24 protein-coding genes are annotated in these 22,117 nt (G+C 71.3%); 18 read left to right on the top strand and 6 right to left on the bottom strand.

Features of this window, described 5'->3' with window-relative positions; genetic code table 11:
* Window positions 1-43: 43 nt before the first annotated feature.
* Genes G7072_RS11950 through G7072_RS11935 form a run of 4 tightly spaced genes read left to right on the top strand, consistent with a single transcriptional unit; the run spans window position 44 to window position 4,102 of the window.
* Window positions 44-1,252, top strand: coding sequence for a spermidine/putrescine ABC transporter substrate-binding protein (locus G7072_RS11950; RefSeq protein ID WP_166086646.1), 1,209 nt, complete (start codon window positions 44-46; stop codon window positions 1,250-1,252).
* On the top strand, window positions 1,252-2,379 hold the full coding sequence (locus G7072_RS11945) for an ABC transporter ATP-binding protein (RefSeq protein WP_166086644.1): 1,128 nt from the start codon (window positions 1,252-1,254) through the stop codon (window positions 2,377-2,379). Before G7072_RS11950 ends, G7072_RS11945 begins: the two co-directional genes overlap by 1 nt.
* The gene (locus tag G7072_RS11940; protein ID WP_166086642.1) at window positions 2,379-3,284 is read left to right on the top strand and encodes an ABC transporter permease; all 906 of its coding nucleotides are present in this window, start codon (window positions 2,379-2,381) and stop codon (window positions 3,282-3,284) included. Before G7072_RS11945 ends, G7072_RS11940 begins: the two co-directional genes overlap by 1 nt.
* The gene (locus tag G7072_RS11935; RefSeq protein WP_166086640.1) at window positions 3,281-4,102 is read left to right on the top strand and encodes an ABC transporter permease; all 822 of its coding nucleotides are present in this window, start codon (window positions 3,281-3,283) and stop codon (window positions 4,100-4,102) included. The genes G7072_RS11940 and G7072_RS11935 overlap by 4 nt, the downstream gene beginning before the upstream one ends.
* A gap of 111 nt (window positions 4,103-4,213) precedes the next feature.
* On the opposite strand, the gene G7072_RS11930 is transcribed toward G7072_RS11935, so the two are convergent.
* A complete protein-coding gene (locus G7072_RS11930; protein WP_166090065.1) occupies window positions 4,214-5,602 on the bottom strand; it encodes an aspartate aminotransferase family protein in 1,389 nt (462 codons plus the stop codon).
* A 206-nt stretch (window positions 5,603-5,808) separates the two neighbouring features.
* On the opposite strand from G7072_RS11930, the gene G7072_RS11925 reads away from it, so the two are divergent.
* The 3 genes from G7072_RS11925 to G7072_RS11915 all read left to right on the top strand — a co-directional run bounded on the left by G7072_RS11925 (window position 5,809) and on the right by G7072_RS11915 (window position 9,029).
* Window positions 5,809-7,239: an aminobutyraldehyde dehydrogenase gene (locus tag G7072_RS11925; RefSeq protein WP_166086637.1), complete on the top strand. Its 1,431-nt coding sequence runs from the start codon at window positions 5,809-5,811 to the stop codon at window positions 7,237-7,239.
* Between the two features lie 189 nt (window positions 7,240-7,428).
* A complete protein-coding gene (locus tag G7072_RS11920) occupies window positions 7,429-8,658 on the top strand; it encodes a saccharopine dehydrogenase C-terminal domain-containing protein (RefSeq protein ID WP_166086635.1) in 1,230 nt (409 codons plus the stop codon).
* Window positions 8,655-9,029 carry a VOC family protein gene (locus G7072_RS11915; protein ID WP_206063096.1) on the top strand — a complete coding sequence of 125 codons (375 nt, stop codon included), beginning with the start codon at window positions 8,655-8,657 and terminating at the stop codon, window positions 9,027-9,029. Before G7072_RS11920 ends, G7072_RS11915 begins: the two co-directional genes overlap by 4 nt.
* Before the next feature lie 320 nt (window positions 9,030-9,349).
* Here G7072_RS11915 and G7072_RS11905 read toward each other — a convergent pair whose 3' ends face one another.
* Both G7072_RS11905 and G7072_RS11900 read right to left on the bottom strand, forming a co-directional pair.
* Window positions 9,350-9,838 (bottom strand): GNAT family N-acetyltransferase, encoded by a 489-nt coding sequence (locus G7072_RS11905; RefSeq protein WP_166086633.1) that lies wholly within the window; start codon window positions 9,836-9,838, stop codon window positions 9,350-9,352.
* A gap of 26 nt (window positions 9,839-9,864) precedes the next feature.
* On the bottom strand, window positions 9,865-10,161 hold the full coding sequence (locus G7072_RS11900) for a hypothetical protein (protein ID WP_166086631.1): 297 nt from the start codon (window positions 10,159-10,161) through the stop codon (window positions 9,865-9,867).
* Between the two features lie 120 nt (window positions 10,162-10,281).
* Here G7072_RS11900 and G7072_RS11895 point away from each other — a divergent pair, with 120 nt between their 5' ends.
* The 8 genes from G7072_RS11895 to G7072_RS11860 all read left to right on the top strand — a co-directional run bounded on the left by G7072_RS11895 (window position 10,282) and on the right by G7072_RS11860 (window position 18,336).
* Window positions 10,282-11,430, top strand: coding sequence for a 1-deoxy-D-xylulose-5-phosphate reductoisomerase (locus tag G7072_RS11895; RefSeq protein ID WP_166086628.1), 1,149 nt, complete (start codon window positions 10,282-10,284; stop codon window positions 11,428-11,430).
* Window positions 11,427-12,728, top strand: coding sequence for a site-2 protease family protein (locus G7072_RS11890; protein ID WP_346766204.1), 1,302 nt, complete (start codon window positions 11,427-11,429; stop codon window positions 12,726-12,728). Before G7072_RS11895 ends, G7072_RS11890 begins: the two co-directional genes overlap by 4 nt.
* Before the next feature lie 67 nt (window positions 12,729-12,795).
* A complete protein-coding gene (ispG, locus tag G7072_RS11885) occupies window positions 12,796-13,929 on the top strand; it encodes a flavodoxin-dependent (E)-4-hydroxy-3-methylbut-2-enyl-diphosphate synthase (protein WP_206063442.1) in 1,134 nt (377 codons plus the stop codon).
* 20 nt (window positions 13,930-13,949) lie between these two features.
* On the top strand, window positions 13,950-14,810 hold the full coding sequence (locus G7072_RS11880) for a GNAT family N-acetyltransferase (RefSeq protein WP_166086625.1): 861 nt from the start codon (window positions 13,950-13,952) through the stop codon (window positions 14,808-14,810).
* 43 nt (window positions 14,811-14,853) lie between these two features.
* Entirely contained in the window at window positions 14,854-15,219 is a 366-nt protein-coding gene (locus tag G7072_RS11875) for a DoxX family protein (protein ID WP_166086623.1), read from the top strand.
* A gap of 53 nt (window positions 15,220-15,272) precedes the next feature.
* Window positions 15,273-17,039, top strand: coding sequence for a proline--tRNA ligase (locus G7072_RS11870; protein WP_166086622.1), 1,767 nt, complete (start codon window positions 15,273-15,275; stop codon window positions 17,037-17,039).
* A gap of 2 nt (window positions 17,040-17,041) precedes the next feature.
* Entirely contained in the window at window positions 17,042-17,779 is a 738-nt protein-coding gene (locus G7072_RS11865; protein WP_240916906.1) for an HAD family hydrolase, read from the top strand.
* Window positions 17,780-17,784: 5 nt separating this feature from the next.
* The gene (locus G7072_RS11860; RefSeq protein WP_166086620.1) at window positions 17,785-18,336 is read left to right on the top strand and encodes an AAA family ATPase; all 552 of its coding nucleotides are present in this window, start codon (window positions 17,785-17,787) and stop codon (window positions 18,334-18,336) included.
* A 29-nt stretch (window positions 18,337-18,365) separates the two neighbouring features.
* On the opposite strand, the gene G7072_RS11855 is transcribed toward G7072_RS11860, so the two are convergent.
* Genes G7072_RS11855 through G7072_RS11845 form a run of 3 tightly spaced genes read right to left on the bottom strand, consistent with a single transcriptional unit; the run spans window position 18,366 to window position 19,982 of the window.
* Window positions 18,366-18,791: a ferritin-like domain-containing protein gene (locus G7072_RS11855; RefSeq protein ID WP_166086618.1), complete on the bottom strand. Its 426-nt coding sequence runs from the start codon at window positions 18,789-18,791 to the stop codon at window positions 18,366-18,368.
* Window positions 18,788-19,282, bottom strand: coding sequence for a hypothetical protein (locus tag G7072_RS11850; RefSeq protein ID WP_166086615.1), 495 nt, complete (start codon window positions 19,280-19,282; stop codon window positions 18,788-18,790). The genes G7072_RS11855 and G7072_RS11850 overlap by 4 nt, the downstream gene beginning before the upstream one ends.
* 28 nt (window positions 19,283-19,310) lie before the next feature.
* Window positions 19,311-19,982: a DUF6318 family protein gene (locus tag G7072_RS11845; protein WP_166086613.1), complete on the bottom strand. Its 672-nt coding sequence runs from the start codon at window positions 19,980-19,982 to the stop codon at window positions 19,311-19,313.
* A 155-nt stretch (window positions 19,983-20,137) separates the two neighbouring features.
* Here G7072_RS11845 and rimP point away from each other — a divergent pair, with 155 nt between their 5' ends.
* From rimP to G7072_RS11830, 3 genes are all read left to right on the top strand, one after another.
* On the top strand, window positions 20,138-20,617 hold the full coding sequence (rimP, locus tag G7072_RS11840) for a ribosome maturation factor RimP (RefSeq protein WP_166086611.1): 480 nt from the start codon (window positions 20,138-20,140) through the stop codon (window positions 20,615-20,617).
* Window positions 20,618-20,620: 3 nt separating this feature from the next.
* Entirely contained in the window at window positions 20,621-21,610 is a 990-nt protein-coding gene (gene nusA / locus G7072_RS11835; protein ID WP_166086609.1) for a transcription termination factor NusA, read from the top strand.
* 72 nt (window positions 21,611-21,682) lie between these two features.
* Entirely contained in the window at window positions 21,683-21,982 is a 300-nt protein-coding gene (locus G7072_RS11830; protein ID WP_166086607.1) for a YlxR family protein, read from the top strand.
* Window positions 21,983-22,117 lie beyond the last annotated feature (135 nt).

The following is a 22,117-nucleotide window of genomic DNA, read 5'->3' as shown; positions in this document are numbered from 1 at the left end:
AACCGGTGCTTTCCGCAGAATCACGACCGTGGAGGAAACGACCATGCCTCGCCCCGCGATCAGCCACCGGCAGCTGGTGGACCTCAAGGCCCTCGGACCCGTCGGACGGCGCAGCTTCCTGCGCGGCTCGGCCGTCGGCGGCCTCGGCCTCGGCCTCCCGGCGCTGCTCAGCGCCTGCGGCACCGAGGGCACCGTGCAGACCGCCGAGTCCTGCACCTCGGAGGACAAGTCCTCGTCGGAGAAGGTTCTCGAGTTCAGCAACTGGCCGGAGTACATCGACGTCAAGGGCAAGCGCATGCCGTCGCTGGAGGCCTTCGAGGACCAGAGCGGCATCGACGTCAACTACACCCCGGACGTCAACGACAACAACGAGTTCTTCGCCAAGATCCAAAACCAGCTCGGCGACTGCCAGCCCATCGGGCGCGACATCATGACGCTCACCGACTGGATGGCCGCCCGCCTGGTCAACCTCGGCTGGCTGCAGAAGCTCGACCACGCCAACATCCCGAACGTCGACAACAACATCGTCGCGAGCCTCAAGAGCCCCGACTGGGACCCCAACCGCGACTACTCCGTGCCGTGGCAGAGCGGCCTGACGGGCATCGCCTACAACGCCGCCTACACCGGCGAGGTCCGCAGCTTCGAGGAGCTGCTCACCCGCTCCGACCTGTCGGGCAAGATCAGCCTGCTGTCGGAGATGCGCGACACCATGGGCTTCATGCTCAAGCTCGTCGGGGCCGACCCGGTGGACTTCTCCGACGACGAGTGGGGCGCCGCCATCGAGGAGCTCGAGAAGTACGTCGACAACGGCCAGATCCGACGCTTCACGGGCAACGACTACGTCGAGGACCTCAACAAGGGCGACATCGTGGCCTGCGAGGCCTGGTCCGGCGACGTCATCGCGATGCAGTACGACAACCCGGACATCAAGTGGGTCCTCCCCGAGGAGGGCGTCTCGCTGTGGTCCGACAACATGCTGGTGCCGAACAAGGCCGAGCACAAGGCCAACGCCGAGGCCCTCATGAACTACTACTACGAGCCCGAGGTGGCCGCCACGCTTGCCGCCTGGGTCAACTACATCTGTCCCGTCGAGGGGGCCCGCGAGGCGATGGAGAAGATCGACCCCGAGCTCGTGGACGCGCCACTGATCTTCCCCGACGACGACCTGATGTCGCAGACGTTCTCGTTCAAGTCGATCGACGACGCGACCGCGAAGCAGTACGACACCGACTTCTCCCGGGCGATGGGCTAGTGGCCGGCTCGGACGACCTGCGGATCGAGGGCGTCACGAAGCGCTTCGGTGACTTCGTGGCGGTGGACGACCTCAGCCTGACCATCCCCCAGGGCGCGTTCTTCGCCCTGCTCGGCGCCTCGGGCTGCGGCAAGACGACCACGCTGCGCATGGTGGCCGGCCTCGAGCGGCCCACGCAGGGGCGCATCAGGCTCGGCGAGGAGGACATCACCGACCTCAAGACCTACAAGCGGCCCGTGAACACGGTGTTCCAGAGCTATGCGCTCTTCCCGCACCTGTCGATCTTCGAGAACGTCGCCTTCGGCCTGCGTCGCACCAAGGCCAAGGACATCAAGACCCGCGTCGGCGAGATGCTCGAGCTCGTCCAGCTCCAGCAGTACGCCGAGCGTCGCCCGGCCCAGCTGTCCGGCGGCCAGCAGCAGCGGGTGGCGCTGGCGCGCGCCCTCATCAACCGGCCGCAGGTGCTGCTGCTCGACGAGCCGCTCGGCGCGCTCGACCTCAAGCTGCGCCGCGGCATGCAGATCGAGCTGAAGCGGATCCAGACCGAGGTCGGCATCACCTTCATCCACGTCACCCACGACCAGGAGGAGGCCATGACCATGGCCGACACCATCGCGGTGATGAACGCCGGGCGCATCGAGCAGATGGGCGCCCCCGGCGAGCTCTACGAGCACCCCCAGACCACCTTCGTGGCGAACTTCCTCGGCCAGTCGAACCTCATCCAGGGCTCGATCGTCCAGGCCAGCGACGAGGAGGTCCACGTCGACGTGCAGGGCTCCCGGATCCGCGCCACCCACGTCACCTCGTCGGTGCGCTCCGGCGACGCGTGGCTCGGCGTACGCCCGGAGAAGATCCGGCTGCACCGGGCCGGGGACGCCGCCCCCGACGGCGAGAACGCGCTCACCGGCGGCCGGGTCACCGACGTCAGCTTCGTGGGCGTGAGCACGCAGTACCTGCTCCGCATGCCGTGGGGCCAGGAGCTCATGGTCTTCGAGCAGAACACCGGTGGGCAGGACAGCTTCGGCGTCGGTGACGAGGCGGTGCTGACCTGGTCGTCGGAGCACACCTTCCTGCTCGACTCGGCCCAGGACGCGACGGCGGGGGCCGACCCGGAGGACGAGGGCTGATGGCGGCCGTCGGCCACGTGCCCGCACCGGGCGGCCCGGTCGCCGCGACGCCCGAGCCCGACCAGCAGCGTCGGGGCCTGACCGGCTACCTGCTGATGGTCCCGGGCAGCGTGTGGCTGCTGCTGTTCTTCCTCGTCCCGACCTTCACCCTGGTCGCGAGCAGCCTCTACGACCCGGCCGGCTCGATCGCCACGGGCTACCCGATGACGTGGGCCTTCTCGAACTACACCGACATGATCAGCGAGTACGGCGGCACCTTCGTGCGCTCGTTCCTCTACGCGCTGGCGGCGACGATCGCCTGCGTCCTGCTGGGGTTCCCGCTCGCCTACGCCATCGCGTTCAAGGCGGGGAAGTACCGCAACCTCATGCTGGTGGCGGTCATCGCGCCGTTCTTCACCAGCTTCCTCATCCGCACGCTGTCCTGGAAGCTGCTGCTGGGTGACACCAGCTTCCTCGTCGACGCCCTCAACGCCGTGCCGTTCGTCGACGGCGTCCGCCTGCTCGCCACGCCGTTCGCGGTGATCACCGGGCTGACCTACAACTTCCTGCCCTTCATGGTGCTGCCGCTCTACGCCAGCCTCGAGAAGGTCGACCCGCGTCTGATGGAGGCCGGGCAGGACCTCTACGCCTCGCCGTTCCAGACCTTCCGGCTGGTCACGCTGCCGCTGGCCCTGCCCGGCCTGGTCGCGGGCACGCTGCTGACCTTCATCCCCGCCGCCGGCGACTACATCAACTCCGAGCTGCTCGGGAACCCGCGCACCCGCATGGTCGGCAACGAGATCCAGGACCTCTTCGCCGCCGGCGCCCTGCCGACGGCAGCGGCCATGTCGGTCTCGCTCATGGTGATCATCGTGGCGATGGTGCTGGTCTACGTCCGTCGCGCCGGCACGGAGGACCTCGTATGAGCAGCGTCGTGACGCGCGGGCGCAGCTGGCTGGGGGAGCACGCGGTGCTGCTCTTCGCCCTGCTGGTGCTGCTCTACATGTTCACGCCGATCTTCGTCGTCGTGCTGATGAGCTTCAACGACCCGGCGAGCCGCATCGGCTACGAGTACGACGGCTTCACCATGGACAACTGGCTCAACGTCTGCGAGCGGCCCGACCTGTGCGACTCGGTGGTGACCAGCCTGCAGATCGGCCTGCTCGCCACCGGGCTGGCGACGCTGCTGGGCGCGCTCATGGCCTTCGCCATGGTGCGCCACCACTTCCGCGGGAGGGCGACGGCGAACCTGCTGATCTTCCTGCCGATGGCCTCGCCCGAGATCGTCCTCGGCTCGTCGCTGCTGGCGCTCTTCGTCAACGCCGGCTTCGCCGGTCAGCTCGGCTTCTGGACGATCTTCATCGCCCACGTGATGTTCTGCCTGTCCTTCGTCGTCATCACGGTCAAGGCCCGGCTCTCCGGCCTCGACCCGCGCCTGGAGGAGGCGGCCGGCGACCTCTACGCCAACGAGCTGCAGACCTTCTGGCGGGTGACCTTCCCGCTGGTGATGCCCGGCATCGTCTCCGCCGCCCTGCTGAGCTTCTCGCTGTCCTTCGACGACTTCATCATCACGAACCTGAACTCCGGGCAGACGGTGACGTTCCCGATGTACGTCTGGGGCGCGGCCCAGCGCGGCGTCCCCATGCAGGTCAACGTGATCGGCACGATCATGTTCCTGCTCGCGCTCGGCCTGGTCGTCGGCAGCGCCGTCGTCCGCCGCATCCGCGAGCGCCCCGTCGCCTGACCCCGTCCTCGCCCGACGGACAGAGGAACGGCCCCCGGACCTGGGAGGGGTTCGGGGGCCGTTCCGATCCACCCCATCGCATCGGGGAGGTCGGGGTGCGAGGTCAGGGCCTCACAACATGTCCCAGGCCTCGGAGAGCACCTTGCGGAGGATCTCCTCCATCTCGTCGAAGTGCGACTGGTCGCAGATCAGCGGCGGGGAGAGCTGGATGACCGGGTCGCCCCGGTCGTCGGCGCGGCAGTAGAGGCCGCCCTCGTAGAGCGCCCGGGACAGGAAGCCGCGCAGCAGCTTCTCCGACTCGGCCTCGTCGAATGTCTCCTTGGTCTCCTTGTCCTTGACCAGCTCGATGCCGTAGAAGTAGCCGTCGCCGCGGACGTCGCCCACGATCGGCAGGTCCTTCAGCTTCTCCAGCGTCGTGCGGAAGGCGCCCTCGTTGCGCTGCACGTTGCCGAGCAGGTCCTCGCGCTCGAAGATGTCGAGGTTCGCCATCGCGACCGCGGTCGAGACCGGGTGGCCGCCGAAGGTGTAGCCGTGGAGGAACGTGGTCGTGCCGTCCAGGAACGGCGCCATCAGGCGGTCGCTGGCGATCATCGCCCCCAGCGGGGAGTAGCCCGAGGTCAGGCCCTTGGCGCAGGTGATGATGTCGGGCTGGTAGCCGTAGCGCTCGGCACCGAACATGTGGCCGAGCCGACCGAAGGCGCAGATGACCTCGTCGGAGACCAGCAGCACGTCGTACTCGTCGCAGATCTCGCGGACCCGCTGGAAGTAGCCCGGCGGGGGCGGGAAGCAGCCGCCGGAGTTCTGCACCGGCTCGAGGAAGACTGCGGCGACGGTGTCGGGGCCCTCCATCTCGATGGCCTCGGCGATGCGGTCCGCGGCGTAGCGGCCGAACGCCTCGAGGTCGCCGTCGCTGCCGTTCTGGAAGGCGTCGGGCGCGCGGTAGAAGTTGGTGTTGGGCACCCGGAACGTCGAGGGCACCAGCGGCTCGAAGGGCTCCTTCATCCCGGGGATGCCGGTGATGGAGAGCGCGCCCTGCGGGGTGCCGTGGTAGGCCACGGCCCGGCTGATGACCTTGTGCTTGCCCGGCTTGCCGGTGAGCTTGAAGTAGTGCTTGGCCAGCTTCCAGGCCGACTCGACCGCCTCGCCGCCGCCGGTGGTGAAGAAGACGCGGTTCAGGTCGCCGGGGGCGTAGTTCGCCACCCGCTCGGCGAGCTCGATGGCGCCCGGGTGGGCGTAGGACCACAGCGGGTGGAAGGCGAGCGTGGAGGCCTGCTTCGCGGCCGCCTCGGCGAGCTCGGCGCGGCCGTGACCCACCTGGGTGACGAAGAGGCCGGCGAGGCCGTCGAGGTAGCGCCGGCCCTCGGCGTCCCAGATGTAGGCGCCGTCACCCTTGACGATGATCGGCATGTCGTGGTCCTTGTAGGCACCCATGCGGCTGAAGTGCAGCCAGAGGTGGTCGCGCGCGCTCTTCTGCAGGCGCTGGTGATGGTCGTGGTCCATCGGAGAGGTCGACACGAGATGCTCCTGGGGTTCGTGGTCCCTCCATGGTGGCTGCAACGCGACCTTTCGGCAAGCCCGCCGCCCCGAAATCCGTTGTCATGGTTGCCGCACGACGGCACTTCTGCGAGATGACGGGGCCGAAAACTTCGGATTCCATCGTCGGGAGCGGGTTCCGCGACAGGCTGTGCCTGGCTAGGCTGCCGCCTATGACTCAGAACTTCCGCAACATCGTGAACGGCGAGCTCGTGGACGCGGCCTCGGGGGAGACGTACGACGTCATCGACCCGACCACCGGGCAGGCCTACGCCTCCGCGCCGAAGTCGGGGCCGGAGGACGTCGACCGCGCCTACGCCGCCGCGGACGCTGCCTTCGACGGCTGGGGCTACGCCACGCCGCAGGACCGCTCGCACGCGCTGCTCAAGCTGGCCGGCGCCATCGAGGAGCGGATCGAGGAGATCAACGCCGTCGAGTGCAAGGACACCGGCAAGCCCCTCGGCGTCACGATGGACGAGGAGATGCCCTACGCCTCCGACCACTTCAAGTTCTTCGCCGGCGCGGCCCGGGTGCTCGGCGGCTCCTCGGCGGGCGAGTACATGGCCGACCACACCTCCTGGGTGCGGCGCGAGCCGATCGGCGTCGTCGGGCAGGTGACGCCGTGGAACTACCCGCTGCTGATGATGATCTGGAAGATCGCGCCCGCGCTCGCCGCCGGCAACACTGTCGTGCTCAAGCCCTCGGACACCACCCCGGCCTCCTCGACCCTGCTGGCGGAGATCGCCCAGGAGTTCCTGCCGCCGGGCGTGCTCAACGTGGTCTGCGGCGACCGGGACACCGGCCGCGCCCTGGTGGAGCACAAGACCCCGCAGATGGTCGCGATCACCGGCTCGGTGCGCGCCGGCATGCAGGTCGCCGAGTCCGCCTCCCGCGACCTCAAGCGCGTGCACCTCGAGCTCGGCGGCAAGGCGCCGGTGGTCGTGTTCGACGACGCCGACATCGCCGCGGCCGCCGAGGGCATCGCCGGCGCCGGGCTCTTCAACGCCGGCCAGGACTGCACCGCCGCCACCCGCGTGCTCGTGCAGGCCGGCATCCACGACGACTTCGTCGCCGCGCTGGCCGAGGCCGCGCAGGGCATGCCGACCGGCGACCCCGCCGCCGAGGGCACCTACTACGGCCCGCTGAACAACGAGAACCAGCTGGCCCACGTGACTGGCATGGTCGACCGCCTGCCCGACCACGCCCGCGTCGTCACCGGCGGCACCCGCCACGGCGACGCCGGCTACTTCTACGACCCGACCGTGCTGGCCGGCCTGCAGCAGGGCGACGAGCAGATCCAGTCCGAGATCTTCGGCCCGGTGATGACCGTGCAGAAGTTCTCCGACGAGGCCGAGGCGCTGCGCTGGGCCAACGACGTGCAGTACGGCCTGGCCTCCTCGGTCTGGACCAAGGACCACGCCCGCGCGCTGCGGGTCTCGCGCCGGCTCGACTTCGGCGCGGTGTGGATCAACACCCACATCCCGTTCGTGTCCGAGATGCCGCACGGCGGCTTCAAGCACTCCGGCTACGGCAAGGACCTGTCGATGTACGGCCTCGAGGACTACACGCGCATCAAGCACGTCATGTCGTACATCGGCGAGTGACCGAGCAGCTTCGCGCGAGGGACGAGCGCGAAGCGTCGCGAGGCAGGTCGAGCAAGCGGCACGACCGAGGAACGAGGTCGTGACCCGCGGGTCGAGACCCGGTGAGACGGCAGCAGACCCCGCGACGGGGCCGAGTGAACTGGCGAGAAGCGCGCGAGCCTATCGAAACGAGATGAAGGGCCAACTGTTGTGAGGATCCTCCTGGTCGGCGCCGGCGGCGTCGGCGGTGCCTTCGCGGCCATCGCGGCCCGGCGCGACTTCTTCGAGCAGGTCGTGGTCGCCGACTACGATGAGGCGAAGGCGCGGCGGGCGGCCGAGGCGGACGACCGGTTCGTCGCCGCGCGGATCGACGCCTCCGACGCCGAGGCGGTGGCCGCGGTGTGCCGTGAGCACCGGATCACCCACGTGATGAACGCGGTCGACCCGGTCTTCAACATGCCGCTCTTCGACGGTGCGTTCGCCGCGGGCGCCGACTACCTCGACATGGCCATGTCGCTGTCGAAGCCGCACCCGGAGTCGCCGTACGAGAAGGTCGGGGTGAAGCTGGGCGACGAGCAGTTCGCGGTCGCCGGCGACTGGGAGAGCGCCGGACGCCTGGCGCTGGTCGGGATCGGCGTGGAGCCCGGGCTCTCCGACGTGTTCGCCCGCTACGCCGCCGACCACCTCTTCAGCGACATCGACGAGCTCGGCACCCGAGACGGGGCGAACCTCGTGGTCACCGACGACGCCGGCAACGAGGTCTTCGCGCCGTCGTTCTCGATGTGGACCACGATCGAGGAGTGCCTCAACCCGCCGGTGATCTACGAGAAGGACCGCGCGGACGTCGACGGCGGCTGGTTCACCACCCCGCCGTTCAGCGAGCCCGAGGTCTTCGACTTCCCCGAGGGCATCGGACCGGTGGAGTGCGTCAACGTCGAGCACGAGGAGGTGCTCCTCATGCCGCGCTGGGTCGACTGCAAGCGCGCCACCTTCAAGTACGGCCTCGGCGACGAGTTCATCACCATCCTCAAGGTGCTCCACACGCTCGGGCTCGACAGCACGGAGAAGGTCCGCGTCAAGGGTGTCGAGGTCTCGCCGCGTGACGTGGTCGCGGCGGTGCTCCCCGACCCCGCGACCGTCGGGCCGCGTATGAAGGGCAAGACCTGCGCCGGACTTCATGTCACCGGCACAGGAAAGGACGGTCAGCCGCGCTCGACGTACCTCTACCACGTCGTCGACAACGAGTGGACGATGAGCGAGTACGGCCACCAGTGCGTGGTGTGGCAGACCGCCGTCAACCCGGTGATCGCCCTCGAGCTGCTCGCCCGCGGCGACTGGACCGGCACGGGGGTGCTCGGTCCGGAGGCCTTCGACGCGGTGCCGTTCCTGGACCTGCTCACCGAGTACGGCGCGCCCTGGGGGCAGCGGGAGCAGTCGTGAGCGAGGGGACCGTGCCGGTCCTGCCCGGTCGCGACCTGGAGGAGACGCTCCGGTTCTGGGGACGGCTCGGGTTCGTCAGCGTCGGCGAGCCGCCGGAGACCTACGGCTACTGCATCCTCCGGCGCGGTGACCTGTGGCTGCACTTCTACGCCGACCCGGACGTCGACCCGCTGAGCACGGCGTGCGGCTGCTACGCCTACGTCGAGGACGCCCGGGCGCTGCACGAGGAGTGGGCGACCCTGGTCGTCCCCGATCTCGCCACCGGGAGCCGGATCACGGACCCGGTCGACACCGACGACGGCATCCGCGAGTTCGCCGTGGTCGACCCGAGCGGCAACCTCGTCCGGGTGGGCTCACCGCTCCCGTCCTGACGTCTGGGCCCCGGGCCTGGACCTGCGTGGCGATCGGGCGCAGGGTGGGGGCAGCTGCACCGACACGAGGAGCCCTTCCCATGCCCGACGCACGCGCTCGGCTTCGGGAGGGTCGACGGCTACCAGCCGCCCTCGTGGCCCGACGAGGGCGGCGGCAAGCAGTTCCACCTCGACCTCGCGGTCGCCGACCTCGACGAGGCGCAGACGACGGCCACGGGGCTCGGGGCGACGGTGGTGGACCCGCAGCCGGGGGAGACCTGGCGGGTGCTGCGCGACCCCAGCGGGCACCTGTTCTGCCTGACCAGGGCCGAGAACTGGGGCTAGAGCGGCCGCTCGAGGACGAGGGAGCGGGCGTCGGTCCCGGCGCCGAACGGCTCGTGGCCGGTCACCTCGAACCCGTGGCGTCGGTAGAAGGGCAGCGCCATCTCGTTGCCCTCGGTGACGCTCACGCGCTGGTGCGTCGCCCCGCTCGTCCGGTGCTGCCCGCTCACGTGGTCGAGCAGCGCCGTCCCGAGGCCGAGCCCGCGACGGTCCAGGTCCAGGTAGAGCACGAGCAGGTGGCCGACCCGGTCCACCACGCTGCCGCCCGCGGCGCCGACGACACTGTCGCCCGACTCGGCGACGACGTACCCCAGCCACCCGGCCGGGCCGGGACCGATCTCCGCGACCACGCGCTCCCGGTCGTAGTAGGTCGCGGTCCGCGCCGCCACCACGCGCGCGGGGAGCAGGCCCGCCGAGCTGGCGGCGAAGCCTGCGGCGCAGATCTCGCAGATGCGCGGCACGTCGGCCGCGACCGCCGGGCGCACCACCGCTGGGGGGCGATGCGTCCCACCGCTCAGAAGTCGACCCACCAGCCGAGGTCGACGCTCTCCGAGACCGGCTTGCCGACCGGGTAGCACTGCCAGTGGGGCACGTCGACGCCCGAGAAGGTGGTGGTCTCCCAGACCAGCCGGTAGCTGCGGAATGTGCTCCCGGTGAGCTCGTTGCAGCGGGCGTTGGCCGCGGCGCGCATCTTGTCGGTCAGCGGCGGGCCGTACAGGTAGAAGAACAGCGCCAGGATCACCGTCGCGATCGCGACGCCGTTGCGCACCGCCGACATGTGCATCCCCTGGCCGGTGGCGGACACACCCATGGCAGTCTCCGTCCGGGGCAGGGTCGGGATCGGTCGTCGTCCAGACTAGGGCCGCGGGCCCCTCCCGCGCGGGAGCAACGCAAGGAAGCCCGGAAACCCGGAAGGAGCCGTGAGGCGCAGGTGAGCGGACCCGACCGACGTGACGTGGTGGTGCTGGGATCGACCGGCTCGATCGGCACCCAGGCGCTCGAGATCGTCCGCCGCAACCCCGACCGGTTCCGGGTGGTCGGCCTGACGGCCGGCGGCAGCCGGCCCGACCTGCTCGAGCAACAGGTGGCGGAGTTCGCGCCCGCCTTCCACGGCACCGGTGAGGACGCCTCGGTCGAGGCGGCCGCGATGGCGTGCGACGTCGTGCTCAACGGCATCAGCGGCGCGCTGGGGCTGCGCCCCACGGTCGCGGCCCTGGAGGCCGGCACGACGCTGGCGCTGGCCAACAAGGAGTCGTTGATCATCGGCGGACCGGTGGTGACGAGCCTGGCGAAGCCCGGGCAGATCGTGGCCGTCGACTCCGAGCACTCCGCGCTCGCGCAGTGCCTGCGCGGCGGCCGTGCCCACGAGGTACGCCGTCTCGTGCTCACCGCGAGCGGGGGACCGTTCCGGGGGCGCAGCCGCGACGACCTGCACGAGGTCACGCCCGCCGACGCCCTGAACCACCCGACCTGGTCCATGGGCCCGCTCGTCACGGTCAACTCCGCGACGCTGGTCAACAAGGGCCTCGAGGTCATCGAGGCCCACCTGCTCTTCGGCATCCCCTTCGAGGCGATCGAGGTGGTGGTCCACCCCACCTCGGTGGTGCACTCGATGGTCGAGTTCGTCGACGGCTCCACCCTGCTGCAGGCCTCGCCGCCGTCGATGCTGATCCCCATCGCGCTGGGGCTCGGCTGGCCCGACCGGATCCCGGGCGCCGCCGCGCCGGTCGACTGGACCAGCCCGGAGGTCTGGGAGTTCATCCCGCTCGACGACGAGGCGTTCCCCGCCGTGCGCCTGGCCCGGGAGGCCGGCGCCGCCGGCGGCGTGATGCCGGCGGTCTACAACGCCGCCAACGAGGTCTGCGTGGCCCGCTTCCTCGACGGCCGGCTGCGCTTCACCGACATCGTGCCGACGATCGAGCGGGTGCTGCGGGACCCGGGCGTACCCTCGGACGAGGAGCTCACGGTGACGCAGGTGCTGCACGCCGACGCCTGGGCGCGTGAGCGAGCCGAGACCCTGCTGGCCCTACCGACGCTGCCGACGGGGCCCGAGACGCCCGAGACGCCGGAGACACCGTGATCACAGTCCTGCTGTTCGTGCTCGGCGTGGTCGTGTTCGCCGTGGGCGTGGCCGTGTCCATCGGCCTGCACGAGGTCGGCCACATGGTCCCGGCGAAGAAGTTCGGCGTGAAGGTGACGCAGTACTTCGTCGGCTTCGGCCGCACGGTCTGGTCGACCCACCGCGGGGAGACCGAGTACGGCCTCAAGGCGATCCCGCTCGGCGGCTACGTCAAGCTCGTCGGGATGCTGCCGCCGGCCAAGGACGACCCGCTCGGCCGCCCCCGGCAGAGCAACACCGGCATGTTCACCCAGCTGATCTCCGACGCCCGGCACGCCGAGGCCGAGCTGATCAAGCCGGGCGACGAGGAGCGCCTCTTCTACCGCCTGCCGTGGTGGAAGAAGGTGATCGTGATGGCCGGCGGCCCGACCGTGAACCTGGTCATCGCGTTCCTGCTGTTCGCCGGGATCTTCGGCATCTACGGCGTGCCCGAGCCGACCACGACCGTCCAGTCGGTCTCGGAGTGCGTGATCACCGCCGAGGAGCAGCCGCGGAAGTGCACCGCCGAGGACGAGGCCTCGCCGGCCGCCGAGGCCGGCATCCGTCCCGGTGACCGCATCGTCAGCTTCAACGACCAGCCGATCGACTCCTGGGACCAGGTCGTCCAGCTCATCCGGTCCAACGACGACGGACGCGCCGCCATCGTCGTCGAGCGCGGCGGCCAGGAGCTGACCCTGGAGACCAGCACGACGGTCAACCTGGTCCGCTCGCTCGAGGACCGCGAGGTCATCGTCGAGGACGGCTTCCTGGGCGTCACCCCGACCGCCGTGCGCGAGCAGCAGGGTCTGCTCTACACCGGCGAGCAGATGGGCGTCATGACGTGGGACGTCACCCAGGCGCTGGTGCGGCTGCCGGTCAAGGTCTTCGACGTCGCCCAGGCCGTGGTCGGTCTCGAGGAACGCGCCGACGACAGCCCCGTCAGCATCGTCGGCGCGGGGCGGGTGGCCGGCGAGGTCACCAGCGACCAGACCAGCCCGGCGGTCGACCGGCTGGTGTTCCTGGTCGGGCTGCTGGCGAGCCTCAACCTCTTCGTCGGCATGTTCAACTTCATCCCGCTGCTGCCCCTGGACGGCGGCCACATCGCCGGCGCCCTCTACGAGGGCCTGCGGCGCGGGGTCGCCCGGGTGCGCGGGCGTCCCGACCCCGGGTTCGTCGACGTCGCCAAGCTCCTCCCGGTGGCGTACGTCGTGGGTGCGTCGTTGCTGGTGATGGGCCTGATCCTCATCACAGCCGACATCGTGGTGCCCATCCAGGTCTAGGGGCTCTCGCGCCCGTCGCCTCGCGGCGTCCGAGTAGCCTGGGGGCGTGACTGCGATCAACCTCGGCATGCCCTCCGCACCCCCTCCGGTCCTGGCCCCGCGCCGCAAGACGCGCCAGATCAAGGTCGGCTCGGTGATGGTCGGCGGCGACGCCCCGGTCTCGGTGCAGTCGATGACCACCACGTTGACCTCGGACATCAACTCGACGCTGCAGCAGATCGCCGAGCTGACCGCGTCGGGCTGCGACATCGTGCGGGTCGCGTGCCCGTCGGCCGACGACGCCGAGGCGCTGCCGGCGATCGCCACCAAGTCGCAGATCCCGGTGATCGCCGACATCCACTTCCAGCCGAAGTACGTCTACGCCGCGATCGACGCCGGCTGCGCCGCCGTCCGGGTGAACCCCGGCAACATCCGCAAGTTCGACGACCAGGTCAAGCAGATCGCGCAGGCCGCGAAGGACCGCGGCACGTCGATCCGCATCGGCGTCAACGCCGGGTCGCTGGACCCGCGGCTGCTGGAGAAGTACGGCAAGGCCACGCCCGAGGCGCTCGTGGAGTCCGCGAAGTGGGAGGCGTCGCTGTTCGAGGAGCACGACTTCCACGACTTCAAGATCTCGGTGAAGCACAACGACCCCGTCGTGATGGTGCGCGCCTACGAGATGCTCTCGGAAGCCGGCGACTGGCCGCTGCACCTCGGCGTCACCGAGGCCGGCCCCGCCTTCCAGGGCACCATCAAGTCGGCTGTCGCCTTCGGCTCGCTGCTCAGCCGCGGCATCGGCGACACGATCCGGGTCTCCCTCTCGGCCCCTCCGGTCGAGGAGGTCAAGGTCGGCATCCAGATTCTGCAGTCGCTCAACCTGCGGCCGCGCAAGCTCGAGATCGTCTCCTGCCCGTCCTGCGGGCGCGCGCAGGTCGACGTCTACAAGCTGGCCGACGAGGTCACCGCCGGGCTCGAGGGCATGGAGGTGCCGCTGCGCGTGGCCGTCATGGGCTGCGTCGTCAACGGTCCGGGGGAGGCCCGCGAGGCCGACCTCGGCGTCGCCTCCGGCAACGGCAAGGGCCAGATCTTCGTCAAGGGCGAGGTCATCAAGACCGTGCCGGAGTCGCAGATCGTGGAGACGCTGATCGAGGAGGCCATGCGCATCGCGGAGACGATGGAGGACGCCGAGGGCTCCGGTGGCGCCACCGTCTCGGTCGGCTGAGCGCCCACTAGGCTGCGCCCGTGAGCGCCTCGGTCGATCCCCGTGGTCCCGGTGAGCTCCGGGTCCTCGGCCCCGACGACGTCGACGAGGTCCTCGCGCTGCTGGCGCGCGACCCGGTCGTCAACGTCGTCGCCGACTACCGCACCCGCCTGACCCGGCTCCAGCCGCGCTGGCTGGGCGGGGAGATGTGGGGCCACGCCGAGGACGGCGCGCTGACCTCGGTCTGCCACGCCGCCGCCAACCTCATCCCGGCCATGGCCTCGGAGGAGGCGGCCCACCAGTTCGCCCGGCGCGCCGTCGAGCGAGGCCGGCGCTGCTCGACGCTGCTCGGGCCCACCGACGCCGTCGAGACGATGTGGCAGGTGCTGTCGCGGTCGTGGCCGACCCCGCGCGACATCCGCCGCGGGCAGCACCACCTCGAGATCCGCGACGCCCCGGCCGTGGACCCCGACCCGGCGGTCCGACGCAGCACCCACGCCGAGCTGGACCTCGTCTACCCCGCCTCGGTGGCGATGTACACCGAGGAGGTGGGCGTCTCGCCCGAGGCCGGCGGTGGGGCAGCGGCCTACCGGACACGCGTCACGCAGCTGATCTCCAAGGGCTGGTCCTTCGTGCGGGTCGAGGACGGCCGGGTCGTCTTCAAGGCCGAGGTGGCGGCGGCGACGCCGTACGCCTGCCAGCTGCAGGACGTGTACGTCGTGCCCGACCGGCGCGGCGAGGGGCTGGCCACCGCCGGCCTCGCCGCCGTCGTCGAGGTGGCCCTGCGCGAGATCGCCCCCGTCGTGTCGCTTTACGTCAACGACTGGAACCACGCCGCGCGCGCGGCATACGACCGGATCGGCTTCACCCGGACCGCCACCTTCACCACGATCCTGTTCTGACCCTGTTCCCTCGCGGGCCGGCGGATCCCGGTACGTTGCCCAGATGTCCTCCCTCCCGCGCGACGTCGCCCTGCTGGCCGGCATCTTCACCGTCTCCGGCGTCACGCACCTCGTGCGGCCGCAGACCTTCCTGCCGCTGATGCCGCGCTGGGTCCCGGCCCACCGGGAGGTCATCCTGGGCTCCGGGGTCGCCGAGCTGGCCTGCGCCGCCGGCCTGCTGCACCCCACCACCCGGCCCGCGGCCGGCCTGGCCAGCGCCGCGCTGCTCGTCGGGGTCTTCCCCGGCAACGTGAAGATGGCCCTCGACGCCAGTCGCACCCCGCACACGGCGTACAAGGCGGCGACCTTCGCGCGGCTGCCGCTGCAGGTGCCGCTCGTGCGCATCGCCCTGCGCGCTGCCGGCCGCTGAGCCCGGGCAAACCTGGTCGAGAGCACCCCGAACCCGTGGGTAGCCTTGCGCCCATGGTCCTCCGCATGTCGTCCCTGTTCCTGCGCACGCTCCGAGAGGACCCGGCCGACGCCGAGGTGCCGAGCCACCGGCTGCTGCTGCGCGCCGGCTACATCCGCCGCGCCGCCCCCGGCATCTACTCGTGGCTGCCGCTGGGCCTGAAGGTGCTGCGCAACGTCGAGGGGATCATCCGCGAGGAGATGGACGCCATCGGCGCCCAGGAGCTGTCGTTCCCGGCGCTGCTGCCCCGCGAGCCCTACGAGGCCAGCAACCGCTGGACGACGTACGGCGACGGCATCTTCCGCCTGCAGGACCGCAAGGGCAACGACTACCTGCTCGGGCCCACGCACGAGGAGATGTTCACCCTCGCGGTGAAGGACATGTACTCCTCCTACAAGGACCTGCCGGTCTGGCTCTACCAGATCCAGACGAAGTACCGCGACGAGGCGCGGCCCCGCGCCGGCGTGCTCCGCGGGCGCGAGTTCATCATGAAGGACTCCTACTCCTTCGACACGTCTGATGCGGGCCTCGACCGCTCGTACGCCGCCCACCGCGCGGCGTACGTCAAGACCTTCGACCGGCTCGGCTTCGACTACGCCATCGTCAAGGCGACCAGCGGTGCGATGGGCGGCTCCCGGTCCGAGGAGTTCCTCGCCAAGTCCGACGTCGGCGAGGACACCTACGTCCGCTGCACGAGCTGCGACTACGCCGCCAACGTCGAGGCGGTCGCCGTCCCCACCCCCGCGCCCGTGGCGTACGACGACGCCCCGGCCGCGCACGCCGAGCAGACGCCGGACACCCCGACCATCGACACCCTGGTCGACCACCTGAACGAGAAGTTCCCCCGCGACGACCGCCCCTGGGCGGCCGGCGACACGCTCAAGAACGTCCTCGTCGTGCTCAAGCACCCCGACGGCACCCGCGAGCCGCTGGCGATCGGCGTGCCCGGTGACCGCGAGGTCGACCAGAAGCGCCTGGAGGGCCAGCTCGAGCCCATCGAGGTCGAGCCGATGGACGAGACCGAGCTCGGCAAGCACGCGGCGCTCGTCAAGGGCTACATCGGTCCCGGGGCGCTGGGGGAGGAGTCGGCGTCGAAGATCCGCTACGTCGTCGACCCCCGCGTGTCGGAGGGCACCCGCTGGGTGACCGGTGCCGACGTCCCCGGCAGCCACGTGATCGACCTGGTCGTCGGCCGTGACTTCACCCCTGACGGCACCATCGAGGCCGCCGACGTGCGCGACGGCGACGCCTGCCCGAACTGCACCGACGGCACCCTCGAGTCCGCCCGCGGCATCGAGATGGGCCACATCTTCCAGCTCGGGCGCTGGTTCGCCGAGGCGCTGGACCTCAAGGTCCTCGACGAGAACGGCAAGCTGGTCACCGTCACGATGGGCTCCTACGGCATCGGCGTCACCCGCGCGGTGGCCGCCATCGCCGAGGGCAACCACGACGAGCTCGGCCTGGTCTGGCCGCGCGCGATCTCGCCCGCCGACGTCCACCTGGTCGCCACCGGCAAGGACCCCGCCGTCTTCGAGGCGGCCGAGCGCATCGTCGCGGAGCTGTCCGAGCGCGGGCTCGAGGTGATCTACGACGACCGGCCGAAGGTCTCGCCCGGGGTCAAGTTCAAGGACGCCGAGCTCGTCGGCGTGCCCACCATCGTGGTCGTCGGGCGGGGGCTGGCCGACGGCACCGTCGAGGTCAAGGACCGCGCCACCGGGGAGCGCGAGGAGGTCGCGGTCGACGCCGTGGTCGACCGCGTGGTCGCGGTCGTCCGGGGCTGAGCGTGGACGCGGGGCTGAGCGTGGACGCGGGGCGCGGAGGAGCGCTCGACGCCGTCATCTTCGACTGGGGCGGCACGCTGACGCCGTGGCACACGGTCGACTTCGACGAGGAGGCGGCGGCCCTGGCCGCGGCGGTCGTCGACCCGCACCCGGAGGTGCCGGCGACGCTGCGTCGCGCCGGCGACGCGGTGTGGGGCCGCGCCCGCGACGAGCACCGCAGCGCGACGGTGGCCGACGTGTTCGCCGAGGCCGGGCTGGTCCACGACGAGGGCCTGCTGACGGCCTACCGGGAATTCTGGGACCCGCACACGCTGACAGACCCGGCCGTGCCGGGCCTGTTCGGCGGTCTGCGCGACCTCGGGCTGCGCGTCGGCATCCTGTCGAACACCATCTGGCCGCGCGCCTGGCACGAGCACGTCTTCGCCCGCGACGGCGTCGACCACCTCATCGACGGCGCGGTCTACAGCAGCGAGATCCCCTGGACCAAGCCCGCACCGCAGGCCTTCGAGGCCGCCATGGCGGCGGTCGGCGCCACCGACGCGGGCCGGTGCGTCTTCGTCGGCGACCGGCTCTTCGACGACATCTGGGGCGCGAACCAGGTCGGCATGCGCACCGTGCACGTGCCTCACTCCGACATCCCGGTCCAGCAGCACGGACACACCGAGGGCGAGCCGGACGCCGTCGTCCACGAGCTCGGCGAGCTGCTGGGCATCGTCGAGACCTGGCACGCCGGGGCCTGAGCAGCGTGCCCCGACCGCCCCGCCTGCTGCACCTCAACGGACCGCCGGGCATCGGCAAGAGCACGCTGGCGCGCCGGTACGCCGACGAGCGGCCCGGCGTGCTCGACGCCGACATCGACCTGCTGCGGATGCTCGTCGGCGGCTGGCAGGACGACTTCGTCACCACCGGCGAGATCGTGCGACCCGGCGCGCTGGCCCTGATCGTCGCCCACCTGGAGTCGGGACGTGACGTCGTGATGCCCCAGATGATCGCGCGCTCCTCGGAGGTCGAGCGGTTCCGGTCCGCGGCGACCGCCGCGGGAGCGACGTACACGCAGGTGATGCTGATCGACGACCGCGCCGCCGCCATCGCGCGGTTCCACCGGCGCACGGGGGAGGGCCCGCTGCTCGAGCACGTGCGTGACGTCGTCGCCCGCGACGGCGGCGACCGGTTCCTCGGGATGCTGCACGACGGGCTGACGACGCTGTCGCGCCGCGACGGCGTGGTCCTGGTGGACAGCGTCGAGGGCGACCTCGACGGCACCTACCGTCGGCTGCTCGCCGCCGTCGACGGCTGAGACGACTGCTGGGCTGATCCTGGGGGACCTCAGAGGTCGGGGGCGCCGGGCCAGGTCTGGGGAGCGGCGCCGAACGTGAGGGCTCGCAACGAGGCGTCGGTGAGCAGGCCGATGGCGAGGCGGCGCAGCTCGCCCTCGGTGGAGGCCACGAGCAGCGAGTAGGCCTCCGAGCACCGCAGCTCGGTGCGGCGGGCCGCTGCCGTCAGGGTGGCCGGGGTGCGGTCCGGCGCCTCGACCTCGTAGGCGACGGCCGGGGGCACGGGGTCGGCGTCCCGGTCGGCGACCAGCGAGCGGAGGCGGTCGCGGCGCGCCCGGTGGGCGTCGTACGCCGCCCGGAGCCGGGCCGAGGTCTCGGGGTAGGAGCCGGCCGAGAGGCGTCCGCCCAGCACGCCGTAGGTGTAGACGGCGACGTGCTCGGCGGCCAGCGTCTCCTGCAGCGCCTCGAGCGGGGTCACCGGCCGGCCCCGCTCGCGAGGGTCTGCTCCAGCTGGGCCGAGGCCGCCGCCATGCTCGCCACGACGCGGGCCAGGGCGCCGCTGCGTGCGGCCAGGGCGGTCGAGACGTGGCCGCTGGAGACCTGCGCCTCCAGCTGCACGAGGGCGGCGAGCGCCTGCGGGGGGCGACCCGGCACGGGCCGACGCTCCGAGGGACGGGTCGGGGCCTTGTCCGTGGTGCCCTGCAGCAGCCGCACGTGCGCGCGGTGGGTGGCCAGCGCCGACTCCGTGGCGCCGCGCAGCCGGGGGTGGCGCCGGCGGGTCCGCTCCAGGACGTCGACGGCGGCGAGCTCGGCGTTGAGGGCGGTGGCGACCAGGGCGGTGTCGCCGCCTGCCTTCGCGCCGGTGGCCGCGCTCCCGGAGGCCCGGGCCCGTGGGCCGCAACCGGTCAGCAGCAGCGCGGCCGACCCGCCCAGCGAGGCCAGCCCGACGACGACGGTGCGGCGGTCCACGCCCCGCACCCTAGTCGGCCCGGGCGGCTCAGGCGACGCGGAAGGACGCCAACGTGTAGCGCGTCTTGGTGAGCTTCATCGTGACGACGAACTCGGCGTTCTCGAACGCCTCGTTCTCGTTGCGGTAGGTGCCGTCCTCGAAGTACGAGCGCGAGGCCGGGATGTCGATGACCGCCGTGGCCTCGAAGGTCGCCGGGGCACCGGCCGGCTTCACGGTGATCCTGTCCACCGCGGCGCCGGGGAAGTCGACGTTCCAGCCCTCCTTGCGGCGCTGGGCGAGCTCCTGCGCCAGCTCCTTGCAGCCCTGGCAGGTGCTGCCCCGGGCGCTGAGGTCGGACATCGCCGTGGCGTCGTTGGTGGTCAGCGCGTAGCCCCAGCGCTCGATGACGAACTCCGTGAACGCCTTGCGCCCGTCGGGGGTGTTGCGGGCCTTCGGCGCCTTCGGCAGCGGCAGGTCCTCGGCCGCGGCTCCCGCGTCGTCCGCGTCGTCCGTGGCGGCTGCTTCCGAGGCCTCGGCCGCCTCGGACTCCTCGGCGCTCGCCGACGCGTCGGCGTCGCTAGACTCCGAGGCCGACGACTCCGACGTCGGCTCCGCGGGCTCGTCGCCGCTGCAGCCCGCCAGCAGGCCGGAGCCGAGCAGCGCGGCCACGGTCAGCACGGTGGCGGTGGTGCCCGGACGGGGAGCGCGGCGGGTCGACATGGTCCGAGGATAGGGGCGGCGCTGACCGCGGACGGCGCTTTCGTGGTCAGTCGACCCGTGCGAGGTCGGCTACGCTCGCTCCACGACGGAGACGCCCCCGGCGGGCCCCGTCCAGCAGCACGACCACCCCACAACTGGAGAGGCGGACGACACCCGTGGCCACCGACCAGACGCGCACGCGTCTCACCGAGGGACTCACCGGCCCGCTGCTCGAGCTCGGCCTCGACCTCGAGGCGGTGGACGTCACACCGGCCGGTCGTCGCCGCGTGGTCCGCGTCGCCATCGACCGCGACGGCGGGGTCACCCTCGACGACGTCGCCGAGGCCACCAAGCTCGTCTCGCAGCACCTCGACGAGGGCGGTCCGCTGTCGTCGGTGCTCGGGGAGCAGCCCTACACCCTCGAGGTCACCTCCCCGGGGGTCGACCGACCGCTCACGCTGCCGCGCCACTGGCGCCGCAACAAGGGCCGCCTGGTCAAGGTCACCGACCGCGACGGCGCCACCGTGACGGGCCGGGTGGTCGGCCACGACGACGCTGCCGCCCACCTCGACGTCGACGGCGAGCGTCGTGACCTGCCCTACGACGCGATCGCCGATGCACGCGTCCAGATCGAGTTCAACCGGAAGGAGGGCTGACCCGTGGACATCGACCTGTCCCTGCTCCGTGTGCTGGAGCGCGAGAAGGAGATCAGCTTCGACATCCTCATCGACGCCCTCGAGCAGGCGCTGCTGACGGCCTACCACAAGACCAACGGCGCCCAGAGCGACGCCCGCGTCAAGATCGACCGCCAGAACGGTCGCGTCAGCGTGCTCGTCGCCGAGAAGGACGAGGAGGGCGAGCGGGTCGGGGAGTACGACGACACCCCCGACGGCTTCGGCCGCATCGCCGCGACGACCGCCAAGCAGGTCATCCTGCAGCGCCTCCGTGACGCCGAGGACGACCTCCGGTTCGGGGAGTTCTCCGGCCGGGAGGGCGACGTCATCTCCGGCATCATCCAGCAGGGCCGCGACCCCTCCGACGTCCTCGTCGACCTCGGCAAGCTCGAGGCCAGCCTGCCGCTGGCCGAGCGCGTCCCCGGCGAGCGCTACGACCACGGCACCCGGATCAAGGCGCTCGTGGTCAGCGTGCGGCGCGGGATGCGGGGGCCGCAGGTCCAGCTCTCGCGCAGCCACCCCAACCTGGTCAAGAAGCTCTTCGCGCTCGAGGTGCCCGAGATCGCCGACGGCACCGTCGAGGTCTGCGCCATCGCCCGCGAGGCCGGCCACCGGACCAAGATCGCGGTGCGCACCACCGTCCCGGGCGTCAACGCCAAGGGCTCCTGCATCGGCCCCATGGGCCAGCGCGTGCGCAACGTCATGCACGAGCTGCACGGCGAGAAGATCGACATCGTCGACTGGTCCGACGACCCGGCCGAGCTCGTCGCCCACGCGCTGTCCCCGGCGCGCGTCAACAGCGTCGAGATCGTCGACCTCGCCGCCCGGTCGGCGCGGGTCGTGGTGCCCGACTACCAGCTGTCGCTCGCCATCGGCAAGGAGGGCCAGAACGCCCGCCTCGCCGCCCGCCTCACCGGCTGGCGCATCGACATCCGCTCCGACGAGGCCCCGGACGCCCCCACCACCCGGCGCTGAGTTCGGAATCGCGGCGCCGGGCCGCTAGACTCGACCCGTAGCCTGCCCGCCCCGTCCCCGAGGGTGTCGACCATGACCTCGAGTCCTGTCCGCACCTGCGTGGGATGTCGGCGTCGGGCTGCCAAGACCGATCTGTTGCGCGTCGTCGCCGAGGATCAGGGTCACGGCCTCGTGCTGGTGCCCGACCCCCCGGCTCGTCGCCCGGGGCGGGGGGCCTACCTCCACCCCGACGAGGACTGTCTCGCGCAGGCGTTGCGTCGCCGGGCCTTCCCCCGGGCCCTCCGGATCACCTCCGGAGCGGGCGGGGGAACCGACGACACGGGCCTGAGACGCCATGTGCAACAGTGGTCGGGACGTTCGACCCCCGCCTGACGGCGAGGCGCGCAGGCGCCGCGGGTGACAGGCAGACCGTGATGGAAGCAGTCCGAGATCAGACGGAATGGAGCAACAGCTCATGAGCACTCGATGAGTACTTCCCGATGAGCGTGCACACCAGCTAACGGTCCG

The sequence above is a fragment of the Nocardioides sp. HDW12B genome, from assembly GCF_011299595.1.
Lineage (GTDB): Bacteria > Actinomycetota > Actinomycetes > Propionibacteriales > Nocardioidaceae > Marmoricola_A.
The sequence above is the reverse complement of the archived record's forward strand: the minus strand, read 5'-3'. Positions and strand labels throughout refer to the sequence as shown.